This window comes from Paenibacillus helianthi (genome assembly GCF_001909055.1).
Lineage (GTDB): Bacteria > Bacillota > Bacilli > Paenibacillales > Paenibacillaceae > Paenibacillus_AQ > Paenibacillus_AQ helianthi.
In genome coordinates this window covers 218,556-235,914 of record NZ_LVWI01000002.1, presented here as the reverse complement: position 1 = coordinate 235,914, position 17,359 = coordinate 218,556, and the positions used below count along the sequence as shown (strand labels likewise).

General features: G+C 49.0%; 15 protein-coding genes. 14 read left to right on the top strand and 1 reads right to left on the bottom strand.

Going from position 1 to position 17,359, the window contains the following annotated elements; genetic code table 11:
* The first annotated feature begins 81 nt into the window (after window positions 1-81).
* The 8 genes from A3844_RS03805 to A3844_RS03770 all read left to right on the top strand — a co-directional run bounded on the left by A3844_RS03805 (window position 82) and on the right by A3844_RS03770 (window position 10,649).
* A complete protein-coding gene (locus A3844_RS03805) occupies window positions 82-1,044 on the top strand; it encodes a carbohydrate ABC transporter permease (RefSeq protein ID WP_074106668.1) in 963 nt (320 codons plus the stop codon).
* Window positions 1,041-1,886 carry a carbohydrate ABC transporter permease gene (locus A3844_RS03800; RefSeq protein ID WP_074085572.1) on the top strand — a complete coding sequence of 282 codons (846 nt, stop codon included), beginning with the start codon at window positions 1,041-1,043 and terminating at the stop codon, window positions 1,884-1,886. The genes A3844_RS03805 and A3844_RS03800 overlap by 4 nt, the downstream gene beginning before the upstream one ends.
* Window positions 1,887-1,988: 102 nt before the next feature.
* Window positions 1,989-3,725 (top strand): cache domain-containing sensor histidine kinase, encoded by a 1,737-nt coding sequence (locus A3844_RS03795; RefSeq protein WP_074085571.1) that lies wholly within the window; start codon window positions 1,989-1,991, stop codon window positions 3,723-3,725.
* A gap of 70 nt (window positions 3,726-3,795) precedes the next feature.
* Window positions 3,796-5,412 (top strand): response regulator transcription factor, encoded by a 1,617-nt coding sequence (locus tag A3844_RS03790; protein WP_074106667.1) that lies wholly within the window; start codon window positions 3,796-3,798, stop codon window positions 5,410-5,412.
* A 223-nt stretch (window positions 5,413-5,635) separates the two neighbouring features.
* Window positions 5,636-6,322, top strand: coding sequence for a response regulator transcription factor (locus A3844_RS03785; protein ID WP_074085569.1), 687 nt, complete (start codon window positions 5,636-5,638; stop codon window positions 6,320-6,322).
* Entirely contained in the window at window positions 6,309-7,298 is a 990-nt protein-coding gene (locus tag A3844_RS03780; protein WP_074085568.1) for a sensor histidine kinase, read from the top strand. Before A3844_RS03785 ends, A3844_RS03780 begins: the two co-directional genes overlap by 14 nt.
* Window positions 7,299-7,380: 82 nt before the next feature.
* Window positions 7,381-8,064 (top strand): ABC transporter ATP-binding protein, encoded by a 684-nt coding sequence (locus tag A3844_RS03775; RefSeq protein ID WP_074085567.1) that lies wholly within the window; start codon window positions 7,381-7,383, stop codon window positions 8,062-8,064.
* The gene (locus tag A3844_RS03770; RefSeq protein ID WP_074106666.1) at window positions 8,061-10,649 is read left to right on the top strand and encodes an ABC transporter permease; all 2,589 of its coding nucleotides are present in this window, start codon (window positions 8,061-8,063) and stop codon (window positions 10,647-10,649) included. Before A3844_RS03775 ends, A3844_RS03770 begins: the two co-directional genes overlap by 4 nt.
* Before the next feature lie 38 nt (window positions 10,650-10,687).
* Here the strand turns inward: A3844_RS03770 and A3844_RS03765 are convergent, their stop codons facing one another.
* Complete coding sequence (locus A3844_RS03765; RefSeq protein ID WP_244169688.1) at window positions 10,688-10,894, bottom strand: helix-turn-helix domain-containing protein; 207 nt, start codon at window positions 10,892-10,894, stop codon at window positions 10,688-10,690.
* Here A3844_RS03765 and A3844_RS32650 point away from each other — a divergent pair.
* The 6 genes from A3844_RS32650 (at window position 10,847) to A3844_RS03740 (ending at window position 17,282) form a co-directional block, all read left to right on the top strand.
* On the top strand, window positions 10,847-10,990 hold the full coding sequence (locus tag A3844_RS32650) for a hypothetical protein (protein ID WP_167374623.1): 144 nt from the start codon (window positions 10,847-10,849) through the stop codon (window positions 10,988-10,990). The two genes, A3844_RS03765 and A3844_RS32650, sit on opposite strands and share 48 nt — an antisense overlap.
* Window positions 10,991-11,129: 139 nt before the next feature.
* A complete protein-coding gene (locus A3844_RS03760; protein WP_074085565.1) occupies window positions 11,130-12,104 on the top strand; it encodes an ABC transporter permease in 975 nt (324 codons plus the stop codon).
* Between the two features lie 17 nt (window positions 12,105-12,121).
* Window positions 12,122-13,003 (top strand): carbohydrate ABC transporter permease, encoded by an 882-nt coding sequence (locus A3844_RS03755; RefSeq protein ID WP_074106664.1) that lies wholly within the window; start codon window positions 12,122-12,124, stop codon window positions 13,001-13,003.
* Window positions 13,004-13,066: 63 nt separating this feature from the next.
* Window positions 13,067-14,659 (top strand): extracellular solute-binding protein, encoded by a 1,593-nt coding sequence (locus tag A3844_RS03750; protein ID WP_074106663.1) that lies wholly within the window; start codon window positions 13,067-13,069, stop codon window positions 14,657-14,659.
* A gap of 104 nt (window positions 14,660-14,763) precedes the next feature.
* Complete coding sequence (locus A3844_RS03745) at window positions 14,764-16,512, top strand: sensor histidine kinase (RefSeq protein ID WP_143191993.1); 1,749 nt, start codon at window positions 14,764-14,766, stop codon at window positions 16,510-16,512.
* Window positions 16,509-17,282 (top strand): response regulator transcription factor, encoded by a 774-nt coding sequence (locus A3844_RS03740; protein ID WP_074085562.1) that lies wholly within the window; start codon window positions 16,509-16,511, stop codon window positions 17,280-17,282. The genes A3844_RS03745 and A3844_RS03740 overlap by 4 nt, the downstream gene beginning before the upstream one ends.
* The last annotated feature ends 77 nt before the right edge of the window (window positions 17,283-17,359 follow it).

Below are 17,359 nucleotides of genomic sequence, written 5' to 3'. Positions count from 1 at the left end.
TCGAGCATTCCCCTCCTTTAGCAGGCGATGAGCGGATTATATACTTAAAGTATAAAAATTGACCACAAGAGGTGACCACAGATGAACCATTCCACAGCCACTGTAGCCCAACCTGCTGTCAAGACGAAAAAAAGCTCGTATTTTCGAAGCAGATGGAACGCTCCGCTTGCAGGCTATATGTTTATTTCGCCCTGGCTGATCGGGTTTCTGGCGCTTACGGCGTATCCGTTATTCTTATCCCTGTACTATTCGTTCACCGACTACACTTTAATGCAGCCGATGAAGTGGATCGGGACCCGCAATTATGAGCGCATCTTTACAGCGGACCCCAAATTCATTCAATCCGCTAAGGTAACCTTCACTTATGTGCTGGCTTCCGTGCCTCTAAAGCTTATAGCGGCGCTCTTTGTTGCGATGATCCTGAGTAAGGCGGTCAAAGGAATCAGCTTCTACCGCACGGCGATTTATTTTCCTTCACTTATCGGAGGGAGTATAGGGGTATCGCTGCTCTGGCGCAACATTTTTGGTGTTGACGGAGTTTTTAACAAACTGATTGGCATCTTTGGCTTTGAAGGGAAGGGCTGGATTACAAGCCCCGATACAGCGCTTGGTACGCTGATTCTGCTGACAGTCTGGCAATTCGGGTCCACCATGGTTATATTTCTGGCAGGCCTGAAGCAGATTCCAAACGATCTGTACGAGGCGTCTTCTGTGGATGGGGCTAACAAGGTAACCCAATTCTTCAAAATCACCCTGCCAATGCTGTCGCCCATTCTCTATTTCAACCTGATTATGGCCGTCATCGGCGCCTTCCAAATGTTCACTTCCGCATTTGTAATTACGAACGGCGGTCCGATGAACTCCACTTATGTATATGCAATGTACTTGTACGAACGGGCGTTCAGCCGTTACGAGCTGGGTTATGCTTCCGCTCTGGCATGGATTATGCTGGTTGGAATTATTGCGGCAACGGTTCTGATCTCGTATACCTCGAAGTATTGGGTATTCTATGAAACAGACACTGGAGGGAAAAAACGTAAATGACAACCCTACAATTCAAGCCGGCTCTCCGTCATCTGTTCATGATTCTCTTCAGCCTTATTATGGTCTATCCGGTTCTTTGGTGGGTAGGTGCTTCTCTGAAAAACAGCACAGAGCTTGGCTCGGCGTCTATTTTCCCGGCTGCCCCGCAATGGAGCAATTTCACCAAAGGCTGGAATTCGGTTCCCGGACATACGTTTACGGATTTCTATCTCAATACCTTTGGACTTGAATTTGCTGTAATCATAGCAACGCTGCTATCCTGCACATTGGTTGCCTTCGGTTTTGCCAGATTGGATTTTCCGCTCAAGAACTTCTGGTTCTCCATCCTGATGCTGACTTTAATGATGCCTGGACAAGTACTGATAATCCCTCAATACGCACTGTTTTACCAATTGGGCTGGGTGAATACGTATCTCCCGTTTATCATTCCCCATCTGCTCGCTGGGGGGGCAGGCGGCAGCTTCTTCGTCTTCCTGCTGATTCAATTTATTCGCGGTGTTCCGAGAGAATTAGACGAATCGGCTAAAATTGACGGGTGCTCCTGGTTCGGTATCTTTTGGAGAATCGTAATGCCGCTGGCCTTTCCGGCTATCGTTACCGTGACGATTTTCTGCTTCCTGTGGAATTGGGACGATTTCCTGGGGCATCTCCTGTACATCAATACCGTAGACAAGTATACTGTCGGGCTGGCGCTTCGGATGATTAATGACTCTCAATCCGCTCAGGAGTGGGGGCAACTGCTTGCCATGTCACTGGTATCTATTGTTCCGGCAACCATCGTCTTCATGTTCCTTCAGAAGTATTTCGTTGAAGGGATTGCGACAACAGGAATTAAAGGATAAGATGTAAAAAAACATCCGTCCGTTAACGGTAAAGCGTCGAATGCCCTTCGCAGCTTTACCGTTTGCTGTGTCTGAACAGGAGCCCGAAGGAAGGTAGAGCAGGTGACCAACCCTTTTAAAAAATATAGAATCGACCGTCTGTTTTTTCATAGCTTTGCCATCGTCCTTATTGCGGTTATCGTTATTACTGCATGGACGAGCTACAGCAATTCCTCCAAGGCGCTCGTACAGACTACCTCCCATTACCAGCAGCAGCTGCTGGATGAGCTGAATAATGAAATTACGACCCGGCTGGTTATGATTGAGCAGATTTCACTATCCAGCTCCCGCGACGGCGAGCTGATTAATTTTCTCTTGAACAGGCAGGATGAATTTGAGAGATACCGCAGCCGTGCAGGTGTAGAAAGTGCGCTCGCCAATTTGACCTATGCGATTCCGCTGATTCAAGGGATTGACCTGTATATGGATAATCCTATTCAAAGTGAACGGCAAAGCTACATCCAGTTCCGGAACCTTGCGGATCTGAACAAGCAGGTAGGGGCCGGTTGTCTGGCGAAAAGCGATTTTTGCTGGTCCAAAGAGTATAATTTCCCCAGCGCGCAAGGTGAGGTTCCGGTGCTCAGCTTTTCCAGAAAAATAATAGATGAGAATGACTATCTAGGTGTCCTTGTCGTCCACATCAAGGCCAATGAGATCCGGAAGCTGCTAACCGGCAATTCAGACGGCTCTAACCGGATCATGGCGGATAGTGAAGGACAGCAAATTATGAAAATAGGCGATACGCTGGACCCGAATAACTGGTCCCGGTGGATTGATCTAAAAAGCAATAAATCGGGTTATGTCCATATCCCGGCAACCGGTGGGTCCCGCGACACACTGCTCGTCTATTCCAGAATGGATAATTCCATCTGGACCCTTATCGAATTCACGTCCTGGAAACAGATCACGGCAAGCAGCCTGAAGCTGGCGGAGTGGATTGGTCTGATCGGTATCGCTGCAGTGCTGCTGGTATTGCTCCTAACCCATTTTTTAAGCAAGCAGTTTACAAAGCCGATCAAGAATCTGGTCACTGCGATGCGTATGTATTCCGTAGGAGGCGATAATGTCGAACTTCCGGTGGATTATGAGAATGAATTCGGTTATTTATTCTCCGGCTACCGCAAGCAGAACGAACGGATTGAAGAACTGTATCTCTCACTTGAACGCCGTTACGAACAGCAGCGGAAAGCCGAAATTGAGGCGCTTCAGGCCAATATCAATCCCCATTTTCTGTATAATATGTTGGATCAACTCAACTGGATGGCCATTGAGGCCGGACAAAATGAACTTAGCCGCATACTGGAGCTGATGGGCCGTATGTTTCGAATCGGTTTGTCCAACGGCAACAGCTTTATCAAGATAGCAGATGAACTGCACCATATAGAGTGTTACCTCGAAATTCAGCAGCTGCGCTGGGGGGATGGATTGGATTACCGGATTATGGCGGTGCCCGAGCTGCAGGAATTATACATCCCGAAGCTAACGCTGCAGCCGTTCGTGGAGAATTCCATCGTTCATGGATTCAACAAGCAACGCAGCGGCTATGTATCTATCGAAATGGAGAGAACCGGAGATGCTCTGCACATTGTCATTGAGGATAACGGGGCCGGACTGAAGCAGACCGATCACAGCCCTCATAAACGTCATACAGGCGGTTACGGTATACGCAATGTGAGAGAGAGGGTCGCCGGGTATTTCGGAGAAAGTTATGGTATAACGCTTAGTGAACGTGAAGAAGGGGGAACAAGGGTGGAAATGTTGCTGCCGCTGCTGATAGAACCTCCTAGCAAGAACGATTAATTCTGAAAATTCCGTTTAGAGCAAATATCGTCATGCTTCGGTACTTACCGAGTTTAAGGAGGTAGCGGTAATGTGGAAAATTGCAATCATTGATGATGAGCGCCAAGTTCTGAGGGGGATGAGACGGGCGATTCCCTGGGATGACCTGGGAGCTGAATGGGCTGGGGAGGCTTTGAACGGGGAGGACGGGCTGGAAATGATCCGCAATGCCTGTCCGGATATTGTGATCACTGATCTTTATATGCCCGTAATGAGCGGCCTGGATATGATGGAGCAGCTAAGGCAGGAAGGTTTTCAGGGGAAAATCATTATCTTTAGCGGTTATTCAGACTTTGAGCATGCCAGACAGGCGCTACGGTTTCAGGTGAGCGACTACGTCTCTAAGCCGATCAGTCTGCCAACGCTTAAGTCGATCTTAACCAAAGTCATCCAGGAGCTTGAAGTGGAAGAGGAGAAGCGGGCCAGGCAGTGGGAGCTTGAGTGTAAAATGACGCTGTATGAGCCTTTTGTTGAAAAGGAGTGGGTTCGTTCAGCAGCTGTCGGAACCCTGGACCATGCCTACAAAGACAGCACGCGTCTTCCGCCGTCATACCTGTATTGGCAGGAACGCAAGCATGTCACGGTCGGTATCGACTTGATCCGTGATGAACGGGCCAGATGTTTATCCGTCTCCGACTGGAACTTGTTCCGGTTTGCAGTAAGCAATATTGCCTGTGAAGTAGCACGTAAGGTGTTCCCGGAGCTGGAATACACAGAACTGCATAGTACCCGATCATTATTGATTATTCATCCGGGTCCAGAGCATCCCGAAGAGTTAGAGAATAAACTGGAGGAACTGGGGATCAGGCTGAATGACAGTATCGGCGGTTATCTTAAGCTGGTGACACGGATAGGGATCGGGGGAGTGAAGGATACATGGATGAAGCTCTCCGACTCGACGGAGGAAGCCTTCCGCGCGATGGATCAAAGAGTATTACGGGTCGTTTCCGCACATGAAGTGTATAGATACCGGGAGAACAGCAGTGAACCGGGAAGTGTCGCTCTCTTTCCGGTCAAGTTCTCCTATAAACTGGCAACAGCAATGAAGACATCGCAGGAAGCGGAGGCCCATCAGCTTGTACTGGAATATATAACGGAAATGAAAAAACAAGAGGGGATGTCACAGGGATACGTACAGATGCTTGGAAGTGAGCTGTGGGGAATTATAACCTACTCGTTATATGAATCCGGGTTTGTACTGGATGACCTATTCACCAATGACCAGATTGCCAAGGAGATCAGCAGCCTGATCGTACCGGATCAGCTGGCTAACTGGCTGATGGACAAAATCACCAGGATCTGCAGCAGCAGGCAATGGAAAGGGAGTAGCAAGCATAGACAGGTTGTCGACTTTATGACCAGTTACATTCATGAACACTATGCGGAAGAACTGACACTCGCCGAGCTTTCGGATAAGGTATTCATTTCGCGGAACCATTTATCCATTATTTTCAAAAATATTACCGGTGAGACCTTCAATAACTATTTGACCCGGGTTCGTATCGAGAAAGCACGGGAGTTGCTTATAGAGCGGAAAATGCTGGTCTATGAAGTGGCGGAACGGGTCGGCTATAAGAACATTCCTTACTTTAGCACACTGTTCAAGAAAATAACCGGCATGAACCCTACAGAGCTTATTAAAAGCTGATGCCTGGAAGCACAGCCTTCTCATTATGCGCATCCTCATTTTCTGTAACGCAAGTCTTCTGCTCTAAGAAGGCTTGCGTTTTTTGTATAAGAAAACCTTCAGTTCGGCTGGAGGTTCCGGGAGCCTATAAGCCACAATTGCCCTGCGTGCTCTTTAGTATTGACAACCTTTTAATACAGATGTAATATGCATTCGGTCTAACACACAAACGGAGGTCTCACTAATGCCACGGATATTTTTAGTTGAGGACGATAAGGCAATCGCCAAAAACCTTGTACTGCTGCTTCGCTCGGAGGGATTTACAGTTACTCACGCCCCTACGCGGAGTGAAGCCCTTGCCGCGCTTTCCGGGAATAAATTTGATTTGGCGTTGATTGATATTTCTTTGCCTGACGGAAATGGCTTTACGGTTTGTACGGAAATCAAAGAAACAGGGGATATTCCCGTTATCTTTCTGACGGCTTCCGGTGATGAAGCGAGTGTGGTTACCGGTCTGAACATGGGAGCGGACGACTATATCACCAAGCCCTTTCGTCCGCGTGAATTGATTGCGCGAATTGGAACCGCCTTGCGAAAAAGCGGGCGTTCCGGGTCGGATTTTGAAATTCGCGGGCTTCACGTCGACATGGCAAGCGGCATTGTGAAAAAAAACGGCAACGAGGTTTTTCTGTCAGCATTAGAATACCGCTTGTTGCTGGTGTTTATTAGCAACCCTAAAAGTATTATCACGAGGGGCAGGCTGCTTGACGAATTGTGGGACGCGGCGGGCGAGTTTGTTAATGACAATACCTTGACCGTGTACATCAAACGCTTGCGGGAGAAGATAGAGGACGACCCGGCCAGCCCGCAAATCATTCTGACCGTTCGCGGGACGGGGTATAGATTGGGTGGCGAATATGCTTCGAAATAAAGAGTTCGGGCAGTTTGTCATTTGGTTCTCCTTGCTGGCTGCCGCCGCTGTAATAGTGGGATTTACAATCAATACAGCGGCGGGAATCCTGTCCATTGCTTCTGCCGCTGCCTTTGGTACAGTGTTTTTCGTGTTTACCCAAGCCCGATACATAAGCATTGCAAGAATTTCAAATCAAATCGACCGTGTCCTTCATAATGCTGACCACCTGTATATTGGTGAATCGGATGAGGGTGAACTGTCTATTCTGCACAGCGAAATAACAAAAATGACGTTGCGAATCCGGGAGCAGAACGACGCGCTGACAAAAGAAAAAGAACATCTTGCCGATTCGCTGGCCGACATCGCCCACCAACTCCGAACGCCGCTCACATCCGTGAACCTCATTCTGTCGTTGTTAGCGAATACCCCTGATGATAACGAGCGGAAAGCATTTGTACGGGAAACAGAGGAATTGCTTGTGCGGATGGATTGGCTGATTACTTCCCTATTGAAATTATCCCGCTTGGACGCGGGCATTGTGGTGTTCCAAAGCGAGCCGATAGATATAAATAACTTGATCTGCACCGCGCTTCGCCCGCTCCTAATCCCAATGGAACTGCACGGTATGGATGTACAAATAGATGCACCGCAAGGGATGACAATTCAGGGCGATTCAGGTTGGATTGCGGAAGCGATTCAAAATATCCTCAAAAATTGTATGGAAAGCGCAGGAGAGAACGGGAAGATTGAGATTGTCTGCACGGACACCCCATTGTATACCGAGATTGGCATTCACGACAGCGGTGCGGGCTTTGAAAAAGAAGATTTACCTTGCCTGTTTGACAGGTTTTATCGTGGAAAAAGCTCAAACGCTACAGGATACGGGATTGGACTTTCTCTCTGCAAGATGATCATAACACGGCAGGGAGGGACGATTACCGCAAAAAACCACCCGCAGGGCGGCGCGATATTTGCCATTCGTTTCCCAAAGTGACGAATCTCTCACCTGAAAGTCACAGAGATGTAAGTTGAAGGTTCTATTATATGAGTAAAGCATGAGAAGGGAGACTCACATAATGGAGTTTTTAAAAATTGAGAATTTATGCAAAACCTACGGCAAGAGCGAAAATCAGGTTACCGCACTTGACCATGTTTCGCTTACCATCGAAAAGGGGGAGTTTACCGCAATCATCGGCTCCTCCGGTTCCGGCAAATCGACATTGCTTCATATCATCGGGGGCGTGGACGTGCCGACAAGCGGAAAAGTGTATCTGAACGGACAAGATGTATATGCCCAAAACAATGAAAAACTCGCCATTTTCCGCAGACGGCAGGTCGGGCTGATCTACCAGTTTCACAACCTTATTCCCACTCTGAATGTGGTGGAAAACATCACCTTGCCGATCCTGATGGACAAGCGGAAGGTTAACGGGGAACGGCTGAATGACTTGCTCGAACTGCTTGGGCTAAAAGACCGGGAAACGCATTTACCCAATCAGCTATCGGGCGGTCAGCAACAGCGCGTTTCCATAGGACGTGCTTTGATGAACGCCCCGGCGGTCATGCTTGCCGACGAACCCACAGGCAGTTTGGACAGCCGGAATGGACATGAAATCGTCAAACTGCTGAAGGAAAGCAATAAAAAATATGGGCAGACCCTGCTCCTCGTCACCCATGACGAAAATATCGCCCTGCAAGCAGACCGTATAATCGGCATTTCGGATGGTAAAGTAGTGCGAGACGAGAGGGTACGACCATGAATATTTTCAACAAAGTGACCCTGCAAAGCATGAAAAAAAGCCGTACCCGGACGATTGTCACGATCATCGGAGTTATTCTGTCCGCCGCCATGATCACGGGCGTAGCCACCTTCGGCGTTTCCCTGCTGAACTATATGGCAGACGGCGCGGCCCAGAAGTACGGCGGCTGGCACGTCGAATTTGAGGATGTAGATTCTTCTTTCGTAGCGAAACAGGCAAGTAACGACAAAGTTGCAGACACCGCAACCTTTGAAAATATCGGCTACGCAACACTTGACGGCGGGAAAAACCCCAACAGGCCGTATCTTTTTATCGCCGGATACAACGAGGAAGCCTTTGATACCTTGCCCATCACGCTGCTTTCCGGCAGGCTGCCGAAAAACAGCGGGGAGATTCTTATTTCGGGGAGCGTCATGACAAAGGGCGGCGTTCAATATGCGGTGGGCGATACGCTTTCCCTTGCTGTGGGAAGCCGCATGAATGGAAAGGAAAAGCTCGGCCAGAGCGATCCGTACACATCCGGGGGTGAAACTCTTGTGCCGCAGGGCGAGAGGACTTACACGGTGGTCGGCATCAGCCAAACGCCCCGCTTTGAGGAAGATTCCGCGCCGGGATACACCGTAATCACAACCACAGATGCTGCAGACACGGCGGACGATCTCAGCTTATTTGTCACGCTGAAAAACCCGCGTGAAGTTCATGCTTACGCAAAAAGTACAGCTGGAAGCCATGCTTACATCTTGAATAATACTGTGCTGCGCTTCATGGGTCTTTCGGACGATTCGGGCGATAAGGTGTTGAACGCGCTTCTGTACTCAGCCGGGGGTATTGTAGTCCTCATCATCATGCTTGGTTCGATTTTTCTGATTTACAATTCCTTCAACATCTCCTTGAACGAGCGCACACACCAGTTCGGGATTCTCTCGTCGGTGGGAGCCACCGCAAAGCAACTGCGTCATTCGGTGCTGTTTGAAGGGTTTTGTATCGGCGCCATTGGCATCCCGATTGGTGTTCTCGTCGGCATAGCCAGCATCAGACTTGTGATTGGCGTCGTCGCCAAGAACTTCGCAAACGTTCTCTACAACAGTGTTCCTTTGACCTTGACGTTGTCCGCTCCCGCAATCCTCGCGGCGGTGGCAGTCAGCACGATCACAATCCTGATTTCGGCCTATATCCCGGCCAGGAAGGCCGCAAGCACTCCCGTAATGGAGTGTATTCGCCAGACGAACGAGGTCAAAGTGGAAGCCAACGCAGTCAAAACCTCAAAACTGGCACAGCGCATCTACGGTCTGGAAGGTACGCTTGCGCTGAGAAACTTCAAAAGAAACAAAAAGCGCTACCGCAGCATTGTGCTGTCACTTGTTTTAAGCGTAGTGCTATTTATATCGACCAGTGCCTTTGTAACAAATTTGAAGCAGGCGTCGGCGGGTGCAACAGAGGTTACTACTTATGATATCGGTTTTGGCACACGTGATATGGACGACAGCGAAATGTTGCGGCTTTACGACAAACTAAAAACCGCCGATGGCGTTTACGAAAGCTCGTATCAAGTTATTATGAAGTATTTCTGCGCTGCCAAAGGCAGCGACCTTTCAGACGCTTACCGGGAATCCGCGGGGACACATTCGCCGGACGAAACGGTGAATCTGCCAATGACAATCCAGTTTTTAGATAACAGCACCTATCTGAAGATTGTCCAAGGCTTGGGCTTGCCCGCGGAGGAGTATACCGGGCAAAACGTGAAATTGATCGGCGTCGCCAAAGTGGAAGGCCGCGGCAATCAGGAGGAGGCCGACCAGATTCCCGATGTGTTCACGAGTTCTTCCCTGAATCTTACCATCGAGCCCGAAACAAATGGCGAACCAAAGCCGGAACAGGGGAAAAACGTAAGCATTACGTTTGTCAACGCCGCGCTGCCGGATACGCCTCCCATCTTAGGGAGCTTCAATCAGACGCCAAGTGTGCTTCAGGTGATTGCCCCCTATTCGCTCAAAGAAAAGTTTGAAAACCCCGACACCACTGTAGATATTCAGGGTAAAGGCTTGACCTTTCAGTCAAAGAATCCTTCGCAGTCGATGGCTAAAATGGAAGCGATGATCAAAGGTTCGGGAATTACAGCCTCGTACAGCATTTTAGATATGACGAAAATATTTGATGAGAACCGTAATATGATATTCATTGCCAACGTGTTCGCTTATACTTTTATCATTATGATCTCGTTGATTGCGGTTGCCAATGTATTCAACACGATTTCCACGAATATCAAGCTGCGCCGGCGGGAGCTTGCCATGCTCCGCTCTGTGGGGATGTCTGAACGTGGTTTCCAAAAGATGATGAATTTCGAGTGTGCCTTTTATGGTATGAGGGCGCTAATCTTCGGGCTTCCCATAGCGGTAATCTCTTCTTGGCTGATTTACAAAGGGATGGGCGGCGGGGCGGACAATATCGATTTTGTGTTCCCGTGGCGCAGTATTGGAATCAGCGTGTTCGGCGTGTTCTTTGTAGTGTTCATTACAATGCTGTACGCCATTAGCAAGATAAAAAAAGAAAATATTATTGACGCGCTTCGGGATGACATGACTTGATCAGGGCAGGTACTGACTGATATACAATCAGCCGGGGGTTATGACTTGGCGAACCTGCCGGGTGATATCCCCACGGTCTTGGTAAAACTGCGGATAAAATTCGCATAGTCACTGAAACCGGATTGATAACAGGCTTCGGTAATGCTGAGCCCCCCGGAGAGACAGGATTTAGCGAGTGCGATACGGCGGTCTAGGACATGGCTGCTATGGCATACTACATCTGGCTCACCGGGGACAGAACGCATCTGGAGGGCCTGAAGCTCAGTGAGGCGCATTACTATGAAACCTATGTGAAACGAATGGAATGCTACGGTGCGAAAAAAGCAGAGATTTTCCGTTAAGCGGAGATTCTCTGCTTTTTGGATTGAACGCGTTGTCCCGTAGCATGCGTATATTCAAAAATGACAACGCTTTCTTAAGAATGTTGGCTTATGCCGTCGTTGTTCGGGAGGTACACTACATATAGAAGGAGGGTCGCATATGCAACTGGAGACGCAGCTTACTAGCCCGCAGACCGACAGCGGCAGATTATGGAAGCGATTCAAAAGACAAAAGATGCTTCATTTATTTGTCGGACTCGGTATGCTGTTCTTGGTGGTTTTTTCGTACACACCAATGTTCGGGATCTTGATGGCGTTTAAAGACTACAGTATTTCAAGCGGCATTAAGGGGATTTTTACAAGTGATTGGGTGGGACTGAAGTATTTCGATGAATTTATACACGACTATCAGTTCGGCAAGATTGTCCGTAATACACTGGTACTGAGCTTTCTGAAAGTCATCTTCGCTTTTCCGGCGCCGATTCTGCTCGCCATTATGCTTAATGAAGTGAAGAACATGGCCTTCAAGCGGTTCGTTCAGACGGTCAGCTATCTACCGCATTTTATCTCATGGGTCGTGGTGGTCGGTGTTTCCTATGCCTTTCTGTCCGCAGACGTAGGTATAGTCAACAAAGCTTTGATGAGCCTCGGCTTCATCCACGAGCCGCTCAATATTTTGACAAGCCCGAACTATTTCTGGGGACTTGCAGTTGGAAGCGCTGTCTGGAAGGAAATGGGTTGGTGGACGATCATTTTCCTGGCAGCCATTACCGGAATCAATCCGGCACTGTACGAAGCGGCCGAGATCGACGGGGCAGGAAGACTTGCCCGCATCCGTCATATCACGCTGCCGGGGATGAAGGGAACCATCGTGGTGGTGCTGGTGCTCACGATCGGCAGTATTCTTGGAGGAGGACTGGTGGGCTCCAATTTCGAGCAGGCGTACCTGTTCGGCAACAGCATCAATAATCCGACTTCGGAGATTGTGCAGACCTATGCGTTCAAGGTGGGGCTGAAGGACGGCCGGTTCTCTTACGCAGCGGCTATTGATTTAATACAGTCGGTTATCTCGGTTGTATTAATATTTTCCAGTAACTCTATCGCAAAACGGATGTCAGGCTCAAGTTTATTCTAGGGAAAGGAGGAAGAGTCGTGCTCAAGAGTCAAAGACAAAAGGATCTGCTTTTTGAAGGCTTTATTTATAGCGTCCTTTTCATTATCACGCTCGTCATGCTGTACCCGTTCTATTATGTTCTGATCGCCTCATTCAACAAAGGATCGGATTCTCTTCTGGGGGGCGTCTATCTCTGGCCGCGAAGCTTTACTCTGGAAAATTATAAAATGTTTTTGGACGACCCTAAGTGGTACCGTGCCTTCATGGTCACGGTTGTCCGAACGGTTTCGGGTACAGCATTAGGGCTGCTGCTGACAAGTCTGGTAGCTTACGGACTTTCGCACCGCGATCTGATGTTCAGCAAATTTTATTTTGCAATCATCATTTTTGCGATGTATTTCTCCGGCGGCCTGATCCCTTACTACGTAGTGCTGCGCTCGATCGGTCTGCTTAATTCGTTTGGTGTCTATATCATACCGTCGATGCTTAGCACGTTCTTCCTGCTCATTGCCATCTCGTTCTTCCGGGAAATTCCCGGTGAGCTGAAGGAATCCGCACACATTGACGGCGCGGGCGAATTCGTTATTTTCTTCCGGATTATCCTGCCGGTCTCGATGCCGCTTCTTGCCACAATGGCACTGTTCATGGGTGTAGGCCAATGGAATTCCTGGCTGGACTCTGCCTATTTCGTTCAGTCGGAGAACCTGCGGACGCTTGCCTTCCGCATGATGGAGGTCATTAACAAGAGCAATGCTCCTATGGATGCGATTGCCGCTGCTAACAGTGCTTCGGCAGGCGTTACCAGCTTCTCATTGCAGGTAACAGCGATGGTAGTCTCGATAGTGCCAATTATCTGTGTGTATCCATTCCTGCAGAAGTATTTCGTGCATGGCATTATGCTTGGTTCTGTAAAGGGCTGAAACAGCAGTTTCAATATTAAAGCGCTTGCTTTAATATATTAATTAACAAATGGGGGAGTTAGCTTGAAAAAAATCAGAAGCTACAAAATGCTTACGGCCTTATTGGCGGCCATCATGATGATTTCGCTCTTATCCGCTTGCGGCAACGGCGGCGGGAACGAAGGCCAGGGCAGCAAAACGAACAATGCAGCTCAGGGGGACAAAGCCGGCACGAGCAATTCGGGCAGTGGCGAAGTGAAGGAATTATCGCTGTTCATCGACGCTCCCTGGTATCCGGTGAAAGAATGGAAAGGACCCGTTGCAGATAAAATCACGGAGAAAACAGGTGTGAAGCTGAAGGTTACCGTCGCTACGGATGACAAGCAGCTTCCGCTGATGATCGCTTCCGGCGACCTCCCGGACCTTGTTTTCACCTATTCGAACATAGACCGGCTGTCGGATTCGAAGCTGTCCTATCCATGGAATGAGCTGATCGAGAAATATGCGCCGGATTTCAAGATCGACAAGACGAGAATTGCGATCCATACTATGGACGACGGCAACTTCTACACGATTCGAAATTCCTTCGCCACTCAGGAAGAAATGGCGAAGAACAAATTTTCGATCGGCAGCGACGGCCATCCGGGGATTGCTGTGCGGGAAGATATCCTGAAAGAGCTGGGCAATCCGCCGATCAACTCGCTGGATGATTTTGTGAAAGTGCTGGGTATGGTCAAGAAGAAATACCCGGATATGGTGCCGCTCATCATGGACAAAGACTGGCTGGAGCAATATTTCCTTGAGCAGTTCGGCACAGGCGTCCTCCTGGATGGCTGGTATGAAGAGAATGGAAAAGTCGACTATTCCATTAGACAGCCCAAAATGCTGGAGTTCTTCAAGTTTATGAACAGTCTGTACCGCAACGGATACATTCTGGCAGAAAATTTCGCGCTGGCGAACGATCAGATTGATGACCAGTATGCGACCAACGGAAAAGCGTTTGCCCACAGCCATACGGTTGCCACAGCGGATACGGATAACATAAAGATCAAAAGCAGCGGAAGCGGCTCATTCACGTTCAAAATGCTGCCTAGCGCCTTGTCGAAAGATGCAAAGGTTGTAAGTTCGGGGCTTGGGTTTGCGGGAACGTTCATCACCAAGAAAAATAAAGACCCGGAAGCCTCGATCAAATTTCTTCAATATCTGGCAAGTGATGAGGGCAAGAAGTTGACAATGTTCGGCGTCGAAGGGGAGCATTGGACCTGGAACAATGAAGGGCATCCGGATCTGAAATATAACCCTTCTGATGCGGATTTCGTTAACAGCAACGGCATCAAGTGGTGGTACCTGTACAACGACGGGGTTACGGAAGGCATGCTGTCCTATGTTCCCGGCTTACAGAAGACAAAGGCCTTGATGGAAACAAAAGCCATCACTGTTTATAAGCCGCAAATCGGCTTAATCCAGGCACAGCCCGATTCTGAAGAGAAGACGATTAAGACCAAGATTGACGAGATGGTCAAAAACGAGAAGGTGAAAATTTACCTTGCGAACTCTGAAGAGGAAGCAGTGGCGAATTACAACAGTATGGTTAAGAACGCAGAGGATATGGGGCTGCAGAAGCTGGTAGATTGGGCCAACACAGTCTATGAGAAAAAGAAGGATTTGTTCAAGTAAGCAAACCAAGGACAACCGGTAGAGGTGCCATGCCTCTACCGGATTTTGCTTGTTCATGGTACGTTTAGAAGTAATCAATCCGGGATTCAGGAGGATTCGTCACCTTGAGCATCGTTCGTAAGATCACTTTGGGATATGTCATCCTGATTTTTATTCCAGTTGTCATATTCGGTTACTACTATTATTCACAAATCTACGGCAACTTGACCAATCAATTCGTCCAAAGCCGTCAGAAAATACTGGAGCAGGCACATGCCAATATGAAGATGGATCTGACCCGAATCGACTCTATCCAGCGTATGCTGCAATATAACCCGTATGTCACGGATTATCTGGACGGAGTGTATGAATCCGATTCGTACAGCATTTACACCTATAACCGTTATATCAGTCCGGTTATCACTCAATCGCTGTTTATTAATCCGGAAATTGAAAGCTTTCGGATCTATAAAACCAAACAGCGGGTGCTTCCGATTACTGACCGGTTTCTGGATATCTCAGCTTTGGATTCGCGGGGCAAGGAGGTCGCGCGTACGCTGAAGCCCGGTCAAGGAATATGGAAGATGGCCGATCCGGGGGCGGCTGTGCCTTCGCTTATGTTCTATCAGAACATTTACAACTCTAACTTTACCGAGAAAATTGGACTTCTTGAGCTGCGCATCGGCAGCGGTTTAATCCGGAAATTGTACGAGGCGGCTGGGGGGAGAGACAATTGGCAAGCCTTCCTGCTTCCCGAGCAGGGGGTGCCTGCGTCTGCGGAAGGCGCCGCCGCAGGCATTGACAAGGCAACCTGGAAGCTGCTTGGTTCAAATGATACCCGGCCCTATTTCATCAACAATAAAACCATTGTGAATCAGTTGTATATTGAGGAACTGGACGTCCGGGTCGTCGTGACCGGTAAGGTTGACGATGTGTTTCGCACAATTAAGCGCAAGGAGATCATCCTGGTCTTTACCATCATTGCGCTTCTGGCGGCTTTGTCATTTGTTTATTATGCGCTCGCATCGACGATTACTAAACGCATTCTGCTCCTTGCAAGGCACATGCGCAATCTGGACGATGACAATATGAAGCAGTTTATCAGCAAGCACGATAAGCCTAACCGCCAGGATGAAATCGGATTTTTGACCTCGACCTACAATTCGATGATCAAGCGCATGGATGAGTTGATCAACAACGTCCACCGGTCCGAGCTTCGGAATAAAGAAGCGGCGTATAAAGTGCTTCAGGCCCAGATCAAGCCGCACTTTCTCTATAACACTCTTGAGACGATCCGGATGCTGGCTGAGTCCAATAATGACAAGGAGGTAGCGGATATTTCGTTCTGGTTCGGCAAGCTGATGCGTTATAGCCTGTCCTCGGAAGGGGACCGGACCGTTCTGGCCAGCGAAATCGAAACGGTTATCTTCTATTTGAATATTCACAAGATGCGGCTCCAGGACAGACTGACCTACGAGGTCGACGTCTCCATGGATGCGAAACAGCTTGTCTGTCCAAGATTCATGCTCCAGCCTCTGGTCGAGAACAGCATCGTTCATGGAGCATCCGCCATCCTTCGGCCCGTCCATATTAAGCTCCAAGTCCGGGAAACCGGAGACGAAATCTTCATCTCCATTACAGACAACGGAACAGGCATTCAGGAGGACAAGCTGGCGGCAATACGCTCCCGGTTGGCAAGGGGGGGCGGCGGCAGAGACGTCGCGGAGAACATGGGAGGCGTGGGTCTGTTCAATGTCAGCGAACGAATCAAATCGTTCTACGGCGGTTCCTCGCAACTGGTCATTGACAGCGGGCCGGACCGTGGAACATGCCTGACTATCATCATCGCAACAGGAGGGACAGGTCGGATATGAGAGTATTGATTGTAGACGATGAGCCGCTGATCCTTAACGGACTGGTCAAGATTATCGGTGAAGCGGCTCCGCTCGGGGCAGAGGTATTCAAGGCGAACAACGCTTTTGAGGCACTGGATCTCATGAAAGACTACATGCCGGATGTGACGGTTACGGATCTTCATATGCCGGAGAAAAATGGATTCGAGCTGATCAAGGAGGCCAGAGACAGCGGGCTGTGCGACCGTTTTATTATCCTTACAGGTTACGATGAATTCGAATATGTACGGAAAGCGCTCCGCACAGGAGTCGTGGATTATCTGTTGAAGCCGATTGACAAGAATGAGATTGCCGCTCTGCTGGCGCATGTTGAACAGGAGCTTCCCTCCGAAGCCGATCCGGAGTGCTCAGGGCATGCCAAACGCATTCTGGCTTATACCAAAACCCATTATATGAACGATCTGTCCCTGGACCATCTTGCCGAATTGATGAAACTTCATCCGAACTACATCAGCAGCCTGTTCAAGAAAGTAACGGGCGACACGTTTGTCAGTTATTTGAACGCATTCCGCATCAAGGAAGCACAGAAGCTGCTCAGGTCGCAGCGCCAGCTATCCGTGAACGCCATCGGAAAGAAGGTCGGTTTCGAAAATAAGCATTATTTTGCCAAGGTGTTCAAAAAGTATACTGGCATTACGCCGGGCTCTTACCGAGATGAGGATGAAGTGGAGGGGAATGCCGATGATGACGGCGCACCCGGCGGGCCGGACTTGCCGGAGATGCGTGAATGAAGCGTAGTCCCCATTCTTGTCAATACGGGAGAAGTGAAGTAAAAATGTGAGCGTTGTCAATACATATGGGCTCCCTC

Excerpts from the sequence above, each read along its gene's own strand:
- A3844_RS03770 (WP_074106666.1), top strand. The coding sequence starts at position 8,061 with ATGAATATTTTCAACAAAGTGACCCTGCAAAGCATGAAAAAAAGCCGT.
- A3844_RS03740 (WP_074085562.1), top strand. The coding sequence starts at position 16,509 with ATGAGAGTATTGATTGTAGACGATGAGCCGCTGATCCTTAACGGACTG.
- A3844_RS03800 (WP_074085572.1), top strand. The coding sequence starts at position 1,041 with ATGACAACCCTACAATTCAAGCCGGCTCTCCGTCATCTGTTCATGATT.
- A3844_RS03775 (WP_074085567.1), top strand. The coding sequence starts at position 7,381 with ATGGAGTTTTTAAAAATTGAGAATTTATGCAAAACCTACGGCAAGAGC.
- A3844_RS03760 (WP_074085565.1), top strand. The coding sequence starts at position 11,130 with ATGCAACTGGAGACGCAGCTTACTAGCCCGCAGACCGACAGCGGCAGA.
- A3844_RS03780 (WP_074085568.1), top strand. The coding sequence starts at position 6,309 with ATGCTTCGAAATAAAGAGTTCGGGCAGTTTGTCATTTGGTTCTCCTTG.
- A3844_RS03790 (WP_074106667.1), top strand. The coding sequence starts at position 3,796 with ATGTGGAAAATTGCAATCATTGATGATGAGCGCCAAGTTCTGAGGGGG.
- A3844_RS03805 (WP_074106668.1), top strand. The coding sequence starts at position 82 with ATGAACCATTCCACAGCCACTGTAGCCCAACCTGCTGTCAAGACGAAA.
- A3844_RS03765 (WP_244169688.1), bottom strand. The coding sequence starts at position 10,894 with ATGCGTTCTGTCCCCGGTGAGCCAGATGTAGTATGCCATAGCAGCCAT.
- A3844_RS32650 (WP_167374623.1), top strand. The coding sequence starts at position 10,847 with ATGGCTGCTATGGCATACTACATCTGGCTCACCGGGGACAGAACGCAT.
- A3844_RS03785 (WP_074085569.1), top strand. The coding sequence starts at position 5,636 with ATGCCACGGATATTTTTAGTTGAGGACGATAAGGCAATCGCCAAAAAC.